A 12,545-nucleotide genomic window follows, 5' to 3' on the forward strand; every position below is an offset into this window, starting at 1 on the left:
GCGCCTTTCGCCCCACTGTGGCAAAAGTCGCCGACCGGGGATTATTGCCAGCCGAAGCGTCGAATATAGAACCGCTTGACCGCCGTCACCAGCAGGGCGTAGCCCAGCACGATGCCGATCATCCAGGGAAAATAGCCCGGCGGCAATGCCTGAAGCTTGAAATACGCCGCCAGCGGACCCATCGGCAGCCAGATGCCCACGGCCATGATCGATACCGTGGCAATCGTCAGCGGCCAGGCCGCGCGGCTCTGGATAAATGGCAGCTTCGGCGTGCGGATCATATGGACGATCAGCGTTTGCGTGAGCAGACCGACCACGAACCACCCGGACTGGAACAACGCCTGCGCTTGCACGTTGTTGGCGGCGAAGACGTACCACATCACCACATAGGTCGTGATGTCGAAGATCGAGCTGATCGGGCCGAAAACCACCATGAAGCGGCCGATGTCGCCCGGGTTCCAGCGCAGCGGCCGCGCCACCAGTTCCTTGTCCACGCGATCGAACGGAATCGCGATCTGCGAGACGTCGTACAGCAGGTTCTGCACCAGCAGTTGCAGCGGCAGCATCGGCAGGAAGGGCAGGAAGGCGCTGGCCACCAGCACCGAGAAGACGTTGCCGAAGTTGGAGCTGGCCGTCATGCGGATGTACTTCAGCATGTTGCTGAAGGTGCGCCGGCCTTCGATCACGCCTTCTTCCAGCACCATCAGGCTTTTTTCCAGCAGGATGATGTCCGCGGCTTCCTTGGCGATATCCACCGCGCTGTCTACCGAGATGCCGATATCGGCCGCGCGCAGCGCGGGCGCATCGTTGATGCCGTCACCCATGAAGCCAACCACGTGGTCGTTGGCGCGCAGCGCCACCACCAGTTGCTCCTTGTGCAGCGGCGACAGGCGCGCGAATACGTTGTGCTCCTCCACCGCGCGGGCCAGCGTGGGGGCGTCCATCTTCTCGATGTCCGGCCCCAGCAGCACGCGCGTGACGGGCAGGCCCACCTCGCGGCAGATCTTGGCGGTGACCAGTTCGTTGTCGCCGGTCAGCACTTTCACCGTGACGCCGTGCTCGGCCAGCGCCTTGAGCGCGGGCAGCGTCGAATCCTTGGGCGGATCGAGAAACGCGATGTACCCGACCAGCGTCAGCTCGCATTCGTCGGCCACGCCATACTGCGCTTGCGTGGTGGGTGTTTCCTTCATCGCTACCGCGACCACGCGCAAGCCTTCCTCGTTGAGGTCGTGCGTTACCTGGCGCACGCGCGCCAGCATTTCGCCGTCCAGCGCTTGCGCCGCGCCATCGATCTGCACGCGCGTGCAGATGCCCAGCATTTCCTCCACCGCGCCTTTGCAGATCAGCTCGTTGTGATCCTCGCGCTCGGCCACCACCACCGACATGCGGCGCCGCTCGAAATCGAACGGGATCTCATCGACCTTGCGGTAATGCTGCGTCAGCTTCAGCTCGCTTTGCAGCTCCACGTGGTCAAGCACCGCGCGGTCGAGCAGGTTCTTCAGGCCGGTCTGGTAGTAGCTGTTCAGGTAAGCGTGCTTGAGCACGTCGGTGCTGATGCGGCCCAGCACATCGGTGTGCCGCTCCAGCACGATCTTGTCCTGCGTCAGCGTGCCGGTCTTGTCCGTGCACAGCACGTCCATGGCGCCGAAGTTCTGGATGGCGTCGAGCCGCTTCACGATGACCTTGCGGCGCGACAGCATCACCGCGCCCTTGGCCAGCGTGGAGGTCACGATCATCGGCAGCATCTCGGGCGTGAGCCCGACCGCGACGGACAACGCGAACAGGAACGCCTGCGTCCAGTCGCCTTTGGTAAAGCCGTTGACCAGCAGCACCAGCGGCGCCATCACCAGCGCGAAGCGGATCAGCAGCCAGCTCACCTGGTTCACGCCAGCCTGGAAGGCCGTGGCCGAGCGGTCGGTGCTGGTGACGCGCGCGGCCAGCGTGCCGAAGTAAGTGTGGTTGCCGGTGGCGAGCACCACGGCGGTGGCGGCGCCCGAGACCACATTGGTGCCCATGAAGGCGATGTTGGCGAGCTCCAGCGGGCTGTCGTGGCGATCGCGCAGTTCGGCGAATTTTTCCACGGGCAGCGATTCACCCGTCATGGCCGCCTGGCTGATGAACAGGTCCTTGGCGGCAATGATGCGGCAGTCGGCGGGAATCATGTCGCCGGCCGAGAGCGCGACCAGGTCGCCCGGCACCAGCTTGGCGATAGGCACTTCGATCTTGAGTGGCGGGCGGGAGTGCACATGCACGTTGAAGTACTCCGCGCTGATGGCGGCAACGCCGGCCGAGAGATCGCGCCGGATCACCGTGGCCGTGGTGCTGACCATGGCCTTGAGGCTTTCCGCGGCCTGGTTGGAGCGCCGCTCCTGCACGAAGCGCAGGAGCGTGGACAACGCCACCATGGTGCCGATGACGATCGTGGCCTTCATGTCCTCCGTGAAATAGGAAATCAAAGCCAGAAGGGTCAGCAGCAGATTGAACGGGTTGCTGTACGAATGCCACAGGTGCAGCCACGCTGGCAGCGGCTTCTCATGGTCGACTTCGTTCGGGCCGAACTGCTTGAGTTTTTCGTCCGTCTCGGCGCTGGTCAGGCCGTCCTCGTGCGAGCGCATGCGTACCAGCACCGCCGGCACGTCTTCTCGCGCGGCGCGCTTCAGGGATTGCGCCAGTTGCTCAGGCACGGTGCGCGATGGCCCCGGCTTGCCCAGCGACTCGAACATCGCCAGCCGGCGGAAATGGTGGGTCACCCGGCGCGTGCGCAGGAAGGCGACGAAGAGCGTTTTCATCAGGTTCATCGGTGCGGTTTCCCAAAAGTCCCGGCGTGCCGGGCGGCGATGCTGGAGTGAGGCGAGGAACAGCAAAGGCAAGCGCATTGCGCCGCTTTTGCCGGATGCGGTGAGCGTGAAGGCGGGGTGCGGGTCAGCCCCGCCGGCACCGGTGCGCGGCGCTATGACGCGCTGCGGCATGGCGGGCGGGCGGCTGGGCCAGTGCGAGCAGCAGGACGGCGGCGCGGCCTGGCCGGCCGGCGTGCCAGCGCAGGATCTGCAGCGCCAGCAGGGCGTGTTGTGCGATCAACAGGGACGACATGGGGCCTCCTTGCGCTAACGCTCGACGGCGCGCGCAGGCAGGGGCGGATAACGCATCGCGAAAGCGCGGACGAGCGCATTCTCGCGGGGCGATAGCCGCAGGCATTTGCAACGAACTGGGAGGGAGTCGCACGGAGAACCCGTGCAACGGACCACTACCCGCCGGTATCGGCTAGGCAGTGGCGGTAGGACGCCTGGACTTGCCTAGCCGTTCAAGGTTTGGCCGCAAGGCCAACTAGAACAACTGTCCATGGAGATGACTCCGAAGCGATAACGGGGCGAAGGGTAACAAAGGCAGCGCGCGCTTGGCAACCCTTTTTTCCGGCTTTTTCCGCGGAATGGGAATGGTCCTAAACTTTGCGCTTTTCGTGCCGTAAGGCAACTTGTACGGCGCCGATCCGGCGAGACGATCCGCGCGCCATCCATGCGCCGTCCAGGCGTATGCGTGGTAGCGCCTCGCACCAACCTTTGTCAGAATAGGGGGCTGCCATTTTCCCGGCGTTGGGCAAAGCACCGCCAGACGTTCAGCCGTTAACACGTTAAGACGTTCACGCATGGTTCCGGCATCTCAGGAAACCACGGCGTCAGGTCGCGGCATCACGCTGTGGCCTGCCAGCATCGGGCCCCTTCCGTTCCCTGTGTTCCCAACCTGCCAGAAGCCTATGACCACTGTGCTCCCGAGTGAAACGCAGGACGCGATGCGCAAGCTGATCCTGCTGATTTCCCTGCACGACCAGGATGCCGCGGACAAGTACTGGACCGCGTTCCAGCAAGCGCTTGCGCGCACCGAAACCGGCTGCGACGGCCATATGCTGCTATGGCCGCTGACCGAAGCGATCGGCCAGGCCGCGGGCTTTTACGTGGAATGGAAAGACACGGCCGCCGTGGTGCGCGGCGTGCAAGCCCTGTGCGACCGGGTCGGCCTGCGCGTGGACTGGGGCGTGCCCGAGCCGCTCGCGGCGGGCTTTCTCGCGCGCTACGATGTGCCCGGCCTGATGGCGATCGCGCAGGTCTCGTTGCAAGCGGCCGGCTTTACGCTGTGGTGCTGGGACACGCAGGCGGATGCCTACGCGGGATGGATGATCCGCAGCGCGGACGAGCCGGTGCTGGCCCAGCTTGCCAGGCATCTCCACCTGATGATCGATCCCGCCGACGAAACCTACTGAGCCGGCTCCGGCTCCGCGTTCACATTTGTTGACATTTGCGCCGGGCGGCTGCGATAGCCTGGTGGCGTCCAATGCTGGCCCGGCGGCATGCCCGTGAGCCTTGCGCATTGCGGTCGCCTTTCTCGTCCGCCGATCTTCCCGGCGCAATGGCTGGACATGGAGCGTGTTCCCGGGTTGCCACAAGGTAGCCAAGAGGTAGCCAAGAGGTAGCCAAGCGGTAGCCATGAGAAGGTAGCCATGAGAATGGCTTCGGTGGAAGACGATGAGAGCCAGGCCGAACGCATCCGGCGGATCGATGCGAGCGCTGCTGCGCCGGGCGTATCCGCAAGCCATGGTGGAGAGCGAAATCGTGGGGGCTGGTTACTACGTCGCGGACCCGGTCCGCCGCACCGCGAGGCGCACCGACACAGTTGTTTGCATTTGCAAAACGGGGAACCGCTAACCTGTTCACCGGGGTGTCCCAGACGGCATCCCAGCCCCCCAGGCAGCAGTGCCCCCTGCTGCCGATTTGCCGACCAGGCCATGTCTCATGGCCTGGTTTTTTTCGGTGCGCGGGCTCGGCTACTCTGGCGCAAAAGCGCGCCAACACGATATGGCACAATGCCGTCTTGCTTTTTGCCGAGCCACGGCGAGCGCTGCGGCGGATCGCGCCCATGGCTACGGCGCGCGCCCCCTCCCACTTCTATAGATTGAGACTCATTCCGGAATGCCAGCGCAGTGCGCCACACTGCGCACGATGTGGCGAACCGGACGCCTTGCATGCGCTTTTCCCATTTTGCTCATCTCGCCCCAGGGCCCTGGCGTGCAGCCTGAGTCTTGCCTTCGCGGCCACGCCTGCAGTCCCTTCCGACATGCCGGCGAGCGCACTGCCCGCGATCCAGCTGGCTGCCCTGCGCGCGCAGCGGCCGCTACCGCCCATCCGCTTCCTGCTTACGTTCGACGATGGCCCAGATGCGGGCGAGGATGGCAGCACACCGCTGATCCTGCGCCAGCTTGCCGACAACCCGGTGACCCCGGGCATCAAGGCGCTCTTCTTCGTGCAGACCGCCCACCCGAGGCGCGGCGGCGGCGAAGCCGGCAAAGCGCAGATGCACGCCACCTGCCTTGCCGGCCATCGGCTGGCGGTGCACAGCGGGCTGCCGATCGGACATCTCTCGCATACGCGCATGTCGCCCGAAGCGCTGGAGGCGTCGCTGCTGTCGGGCGAGGCCGATATCATCGCGCAATGCCGCGGCGCGGCCCAACTGGTCCGCCCGCCCAACTGGGCCTACAACGATGCGGTGCAGGCGGTGTACCGCAAGCTCGGCCTGGGCATGCTGATGTCGGACGTGAACGCGCGCGACGGTAAGATCTACGGCTGGCATATCAGCCTGCGCCGCCGCTCCCATATGAACAGTGAACTAGCCCAGGTAAAGGCGGCCATCGCCGAGCAGCAGCTGCCTATCAGCGCTGGCGTGGTGCCGATCGTGGTGAGCTTTCACGACACCAACGACTACACGGCCTCGCACATGACCGAGTACCTGCAGATCCTGGTGGAAGAAGCCCGGGAGAACGGCCTGGTATTGGCGGACCCGCCGTTCTACACCGATGCCCGCGTGGCGGAACGCGCCGCGCGGCTGCGCGCGCAGTCGGGCGTTTATGCGCGCGACAGCTGGCCCTGAGGCCTTGGCGGCAAGGTCATCGCAGGCGGGTCCAGGCTTGGGATAAGGGGGCATCGGCGACGTACAATACTGCGCCGGGGCCCGCTGTGGCCCGCCGATCCGCCCAACCCAACTGCCGCCAATCACGATGGAAAGCGTCGTCACCGAGATTTTCTTCCGCCTTTCCACGGCGTTCTTCTGGCCGGTCGCGCTGGCGTTGCTGGTGCTGTTTGTGCTCTCGCTAGCCGACCTCGGCAGCCTGATCGTGCAGTCCCGGCGCCGCGCCGTGGCGCCGCGCAGCGATCTGCCCGCGCTGGCCAATGCGCTGGCCGCCAGCCTGCGCAATGGCACACGCGCGCATCTGGGCGCGGCATCGCTGTCGCCTTCACTGGCCCGCTTTTGGGGCATGCTGGAAGAACGGCTCGCCCGGCTCGATTCGCACGAACACCTTGACCTGTGGCTGGACGAAACGCTGCAGCGCGAGGAAATGCGCGTGGCCAACCGGCTCGACCTGACCCGCACGCTGGTGCGCATTGCGCCGATGCTGGGCCTGGCCGGCACTATCATCCCGCTTGGGCCGGCGCTGCAATCGCTGCTCGGCGGCGATATGGCCGGCATGGTCAACCACCTGGTGATCGGCTTCGGCGCGGTCGTCTGCGGGCTGGTGCTGGGCGGCATCGCCTACGTGTTGACGCTTACGCGCGAGCGCTGGGCGCGGAGCGATCTCAAGGAAATGGAAAACCTGTGCGAGCTGGTGCTGCGGGCCATGCCCGAGCCGCTGGCGCCCGCGGCACACGCTCGCGCTGCCATCCATCTGTCCGGGACGCACGCCTGATGGACGCGGGCCAGGGACACCAGTTCAGGCGGCGGCGCTTTGTGCGACGGCGCCGCGCGCAGGGCGAGCTTGCCTCGGTGCATCGGGAAGACCCGCTGGCGGGCGTGGCCAACCTGTTCGATGCCTCCATCGTCTTTGCCGTGGGCCTGATGGTGGCGCTCACGCAAGCCTTCAGCCTGACCCAGCTGCTCAACCCCGACTCGCAGTTCACCATGGTCCAGCGCGATCCCCGCACCGGCGAGCTGCAGTTGCTGGAGAAGAACCGCAAGGAGGTCAAGGTCAGCAAAATGTCCGCGCAGCAAAAGACGGGCGAGGGCACCCGGCTGGGCGTGGCATACCAGTTGCCGGATGGCAGTGTGGTGTATGTGCCGGAAGGCGCGACGGCTGGCGGGGCCTCGGCCCCGGGCGCACGTTGATGGCTTTGGCGCAGCGGATTTCGCTGCGGCAGCGCTGGCTGCTGGTGCTGCTTGGGCTGCTGTGCGGGTGCGCGGCTGGCCTGGCAGGCCATGCCCGCGCTGCCGTGCCAGGACAGCCTGCCCCGGTACGCGTGCTGCTGGTCACCACCAATACGCACCTGCTGCCCGCCGCCGAAGCGCGCCTGCGCGAGCTGGCCGGGCCGGGCAGGGTGGTGCTGGACGCCGTCACGGCAGCGCCCGATGCGGCGCAGGTCGCCGCCGCCGATGTCATCTATGCGTACTTCGCCCCCACGGCCGTGCTGCGGCAGATGGCGCCGGCCGTGCGCCAGGCGCGCCAGCGCGGCGCGCTGGTGCTGGCGGCGCCGGCAGCCTCCGCCGAGGCCGCCTGGGGCTTTGGCCTGGACGCCGCGCGCAACCAGGCCGCCGAGGCTTACTGGAGCGCCGGCGGCGCCGACAACCTTGCCGGCTGGCTGGCCTGGCTGGTGGCCGCCGTACGCGGCGAGCAGGCCATCGCCGTGCCGCCGCCGCGCCCGCTGCCCGCGGCCGGCATCTATCACCCGCGCGCCGCGCAGGCGTTCGCCACGCTCAAGGACTATCTCGCCTGGTATCGCGCCGGCGCAAGCGGGCTGCCCGCCGACGCACCGCTGGTCGGCATTGCCTTCTACGCCAGTAACTATCGCCAGCAGGATCTGGCCCACATCGATGCGCTGGTCGCGGCATTGGAACGCCAGGGGATCGGCGCGGTGCCGGTATTCGGCTGGCCGCTGTCCGGGCTGGACCCGATGCTCACGGTCGACGGCCAAAGCCCCGTGCGGGCCTTGCTGACGCTGAACCTCACCATCAGCCGCGCCGAGGACAAGACCTGGCTGGAGCGCCACGGCCTGCATGCCATCAACCTGATCGCCACGCGCGACAGCCAGGCCGGGTGGCGCGCGGATGTGCGCGGCATCGGCGGCGAGCGCCTGCCGCTGCTGCTCAACACGCCCGAGCGGGCCGGGGCCTCGGAGCCGATCCTGTTCGCCACGCTGGAGGACGAGCACGGCGCCAAGACCAGCCGGGCCGTGCCGGAGCGCGCGGATGCGGCGGTGGCCCGCGTGCGGCGCTGGATCGCGCTGCAGGACAAGCCCGCGGCCGACAAGCACATCGCCATCCTCTACTACAACAACCCGCCGGGCCGCGGCAATATCGGCGCCAGCTACCTGGCCACGCTGCCCTCGCTGGTGCAGGTCATGGCGCGGCTGCGCGAGGCGGGCTACCGTTTGGGCACCACGCTGCCGGACACCGCCGAGCTGACCGCGCTGCTGGAACGCAATGGCCGCAATATGGAAGAATGGTCGCCCGGCGAACTGGCCGAGATGGTGTCGCGCGGCCGCGTCACGCTGCTGCCGATGGCGCAGTACAAGCGCTGGTTCGATGCCTTGCCGGCGGCGTTTCGCCAGTCGGTGCTGGCCGCCTGGGGGCCGCCCGAGCGCAATCCGCTGATGTTGGTGAATGACGGCCACGGCGGGCAGGATTTCGTGATTCCGGGCCTGCGCTTCGGCAATTTGTTCGTCGGCCCGCAGCCGCTGCGCTCCACCTTCGCGCGCGCCATGGACAGCTCGCACGATACGGTGACCCCGCCGCCGCACTCCTATATTGCCGCTTACCTGTGGTACCGCCACGCCTTCGGCGCCGATGCGATGGTCCACGTGGGCCGCCACGGCACGCTCGAATGGCTGCCCGGCAAGCAGGTGGGGCAGAGCGGCGACGACAGCGCCGAGGTGCTGCTGGGCGACCTGCCCAACGCTTACTTCTACATCCAGGACGGCGGCGGCGAGGCCATCCAGGCCAAGCGCCGCAGCGCCGCCGTGCTGGTCAGCCACCTGACCCCGCTGATCGCGCGCGCCGGCTGGCCGGACAAGCTGGCCAAAGTCGACGAGGTGATCGAGCAGCTGGAGGCCGCCGCCGCCAGCTCCCCCGCGCTGGCGGAGCAGTACCGCCTGCAGGCGCTGGCCCAGATCCGCGCCCTTGGCCTGGACCGCCAGCTCGGGCTGGATCTTGGCACGCCGTGGGAGCAGGTCGAGCCGGTGATCCACCGCTTCCTGCACAAGGTGGAGGCCGAGCCGGTGCCGCTGGGCATTCACACGCTGGGCGAGCTGCCGCCACTGGATGCGCAGCGGCAGGCTTTGGCTACCGTGCTGGAAAGCGCGTTCGACGCGAGCGAGGCGCGGCATATCGGCAAGGACACGCTGACGCGCTGGGCTGATGCATTGCTCGAAGGCCGCGAGCCGGCCAGCGCGGCGGATACGCCATTGCCGCCGCCGCTGACGGAGAAGGTAAAGGCCGCGCTATCCAATACGCGCGCATGGCTGGCCAACCTGCGCGAATCGCCGCGCCGCGAGCTGGATGGCCTGGTGACCGTGCTGTCCGGCCGCTACCTGCCGACCGCGCCGCTGGGCGACCCCGTGCGCACCCCCCAGGGCCTGCCCACCGGGCGCAACCTGCACGCCTTCGAAGGCGCCCTGATCCCCACGCCGGCCGCCTGGCAGCTCGGCAAGCAACTGGCCGCGCAGACGCTGGCACGCTATCGCGAGGAAACCGGCAAGGCGCCCGAGCAGGTGTCGATGGTGCTGTGGTACGGCGAGACCGAGCGCCACCAGGGCGCGATGGAGAGCGAGGCGCTCTACCTGATGGGCGTGGAGCCGGTCTGGAACGCCCGCGGCGTGGTGGAGGACGTGCGCCTGATCCCCGATGCCGAACTCGGCCGAGCGCGCGTCAATGTGCTGTTCACCATCTCCGGCATCTACCGCGACGGCTTCGGTGACAAGGTGGCGCTGCTGGACAAGGCCGCGCGGCTGGCCGCCGCCGCTGGCGACAACGCCATCAGCCGCCACGACCGCGAGGCGCAGGCCACGCTGCTGGCGGCCGGCGTGGAGCCGCAACTGGCCGCGCGCCTGGCGCGCGCCCGCGTGTTCGCCGCCAAGCCCGGCAACTACAGCATCGGCGTGCAGCAGATGGTGGAGCAGAGCAAGGACGTGGCGCAGGCCGGCGAGCAGCCGGGCGCGCTGGCGCGGCAATACCTGCGTTACATGAATTTTGCGTTCTCCAGCGAAGGCTGGGGCGAGACCGCGCCGCAGGCGCTGGCCAGCCACCTCAAGTCCAACCAGGCCGTCCTGTTCTCGCGCGCCAGCACGCTCTACGACGCGCTCGACAACGACGATACCTACCAGTACGCCGGTGGCCTCAACATGGCCACGCGCGCGGTCAGCGGGCAGGCGCCGCGCTTCTGGCTGCACAACCTGCGCCGCGCCGGCGAGGAGCAGACCGTGGATGCCCGCACCTGGCTGGCCACCGAGCTCAACGCGCGCAACTGGAACCCGCGCTGGATCGAAGGCATGCAGCGCTCCGGCTATGCCGGCGCGCGCGAGATGTTCAAGGAGATCGAGCATCTCTATGGGTTCCAGGCCACCAGCCCGGAGCAGATGAGCGGCAGCTTCTGGCAGAACACCTACGACGTCTATGTGGCCGACAAGAACGGCCTGGGCATGGACCGCTTCTTCGCCGAGAACAATCCGCACGCGCGGCAGGGCATCCTGGCGCGGCTGCTGGAAGTGGACCGGCAAGGCAGCTATCGCTTCACGCCGGCCGAGCGCGCCGGGATGGCGCGGCGCTATGTGGAGTCGGTCAATCGCGATGGCTTGTCCTGCTCGGCCAATAGCTGCGGCAATCCCGTGCTGATGCGGTACATCGCCGGGCTGGGGCAGCTAGCCCGGCTGCCCACGGATGCGCTGCGCGAATTCTCCGAGCGGCTGGCGACGGCCATGCCGGGGCGAGAGCCGGCCGCTGCTTCCGGCCGGGCTGCATTGGCCGACGCGCCCCGTGCGAGCGCGCCACCGCCGCCGGCTCGGCAGGCTAAGCCGCAGCCAGCACCGGCGCTGCGTCCCGCGACCGATCAAGTGACCGGCCAATTGCTCGAAAGCCGTGTGCTCAAGCTCGCAGCGCCGGCGCCGCCGAGTGGCCTGGCGCCGCGCGAGGCGCTCTGGACCGCAACCCTGATGCTGCTGCTGGTTGGCGCTGGCGCCTTCGCGGAGTGGTGGCGCGGCCGTGGCCGGCGGCAGCCCGCGCCACGCTGACGCGCCACAAGTGGACAGCACCGTGCGATCTCTTTATGCTGGTCTCCTCGCCGCGGCCAGGCCCGTCGCCGCTTGCCGGTACGATACTTACCTGCTGCGCGGAACATGACTTGCGAAGGGCCCGCCGCGCATCGCACGCCCCGATTCAACCCCAGCGCCAGCGCTGAATTCCCTTATCCGCCATGCAGACCCGTAAAATCCCCGCCACCATCGTCACCGGCTTCCTTGGCAGCGGCAAGACCACCTTGCTACGCCATATCCTCGAGAACGCCAACGGACGGCGCATCGCGGTGATCGTCAACGAGTTCGGCGAGCTGGGCATCGATGGCGAGATCCTCAAGGGCTGCGGCATCGGCTGCGACGAATCCGGCGAGAGCAATGGCCAGCTCTATGAACTGGCCAACGGCTGCCTGTGCTGCACGGTGCAGGAGGAATTCTTCCCGGTGATGGAGCAATTGCTGGAGCGCCGCGGCGATATCGACCACGTGCTGATCGAGACGTCCGGCCTGGCGCTGCCCAAGCCGCTGGTGCAGGCCTTCAACTGGCCCAGCATCAAGAACGCCTTCACCGTGGATGCGGTCGTCACCGTGGTGGACGGCGCGGCCGCTGCGGCAGGCCAGTTCGCCGCCGACCCGGACGCCGTGGACGCGCAGCGCAAGGCCGATCCCAACCTCGATCACGAGTCCCCGCTGCACGAGCTGTTCGAAGACCAGCTTGGTGCGGCCGATCTCGTCATCCTCAACAAGACCGACCTGATCGACGCGGCGCAGCGCGCCGAGGTGGAGGCGCTGATCCGCCCGGAGATCCCCGCCGAAGTGAAGATCGTCGGCGCGCAGGGCGGCAAGCTGGATATCGAGCTGCTGCTGGGCCTGAACCGCGCCTCGGAAGACACCATTCACCTGCGCCCGGACCACCATGGCTCGGCGGACGATCCCGATCACGCCGACCACCATCACGACGAGTTCGACTCCGTGGTGGTGGAGCTGGGCGAGGTGGACCGCGACCAGCTGATCGACGGCCTGCGCCAGCTGGTGGAGAGCCACACCATCTACCGCATCAAGGGCTTTGCCAAGTTGCCGGCCAAGCCCATGCGGCTGGTGCTGCATGGCGTGGGACGGCGCTTCGACGGCTACTTCGACCGCCGCTGGCTGCCGGGCGAGGCGCAATCCACGCGCATCGTGCTGATCGGCCAGGAGCTTGACCAGCCTACGCTGCAGGCTGCCCTGGAGGCCGCGCTCGCCGCCGCCGCCGTGCGCACGGCTTAAGCGCTTCACCAGCCCAGGCACC

Annotated in this window: 8 protein-coding genes; 6 read left to right on the forward strand and 2 right to left on the reverse strand. The window is 67.7% G+C overall.

Annotated features, from left to right (window positions below; genetic code table 11):
• Positions 1-41: 41 nt before the first annotated feature.
• Together mgtA and ACGLHR_RS03140 are read right to left on the reverse strand one after the other, a co-directional pair.
• Entirely contained in the window at positions 42-2,798 is a 2,757-nt protein-coding gene (gene mgtA / locus ACGLHR_RS03135; protein ID WP_400091815.1) for a magnesium-translocating P-type ATPase, read from the reverse strand.
• Between the two features lie 124 nt (positions 2,799-2,922).
• Positions 2,923-3,090: a hypothetical protein gene (locus ACGLHR_RS03140; RefSeq protein ID WP_400091817.1), complete on the reverse strand. Its 168-nt coding sequence runs from the start codon at positions 3,088-3,090 to the stop codon at positions 2,923-2,925.
• A 661-nt stretch (positions 3,091-3,751) separates the two neighbouring features.
• Between ACGLHR_RS03140 and ACGLHR_RS03145 the strand changes: the two genes are divergently transcribed.
• From ACGLHR_RS03145 to cobW, 6 genes are all read left to right on the forward strand, one after another.
• The gene (locus tag ACGLHR_RS03145; RefSeq protein WP_400091819.1) at positions 3,752-4,255 is read left to right on the forward strand and encodes a hypothetical protein; all 504 of its coding nucleotides are present in this window, start codon (positions 3,752-3,754) and stop codon (positions 4,253-4,255) included.
• Between the two features lie 851 nt (positions 4,256-5,106).
• Positions 5,107-5,916: a polysaccharide deacetylase family protein gene (locus tag ACGLHR_RS03150; protein ID WP_400091820.1), complete on the forward strand. Its 810-nt coding sequence runs from the start codon at positions 5,107-5,109 to the stop codon at positions 5,914-5,916.
• A 127-nt stretch (positions 5,917-6,043) separates the two neighbouring features.
• Positions 6,044-6,730 carry a MotA/TolQ/ExbB proton channel family protein gene (locus tag ACGLHR_RS03155; protein ID WP_400091822.1) on the forward strand — a complete coding sequence of 229 codons (687 nt, stop codon included), beginning with the start codon at positions 6,044-6,046 and terminating at the stop codon, positions 6,728-6,730.
• The gene (locus ACGLHR_RS03160) at positions 6,730-7,146 is read left to right on the forward strand and encodes a DUF2149 domain-containing protein (protein WP_400091824.1); all 417 of its coding nucleotides are present in this window, start codon (positions 6,730-6,732) and stop codon (positions 7,144-7,146) included. The genes ACGLHR_RS03155 and ACGLHR_RS03160 overlap by 1 nt, the downstream gene beginning before the upstream one ends.
• Positions 7,146-11,258 (forward strand): cobaltochelatase subunit CobN, encoded by a 4,113-nt coding sequence (locus tag ACGLHR_RS03165; RefSeq protein ID WP_400091826.1) that lies wholly within the window; start codon positions 7,146-7,148, stop codon positions 11,256-11,258. The genes ACGLHR_RS03160 and ACGLHR_RS03165 overlap by 1 nt, the downstream gene beginning before the upstream one ends.
• A gap of 182 nt (positions 11,259-11,440) precedes the next feature.
• A complete protein-coding gene (cobW, locus tag ACGLHR_RS03170) occupies positions 11,441-12,523 on the forward strand; it encodes a cobalamin biosynthesis protein CobW (protein ID WP_400091828.1) in 1,083 nt (360 codons plus the stop codon).
• The last annotated feature ends 22 nt before the right edge of the window (positions 12,524-12,545 follow it).

The sequence above is a fragment of the Cupriavidus sp. CuC1 genome (assembly GCF_044627735.1).
Taxonomy (GTDB): domain Bacteria; phylum Pseudomonadota; class Gammaproteobacteria; order Burkholderiales; family Burkholderiaceae; genus Cupriavidus; species Cupriavidus ulmosensis.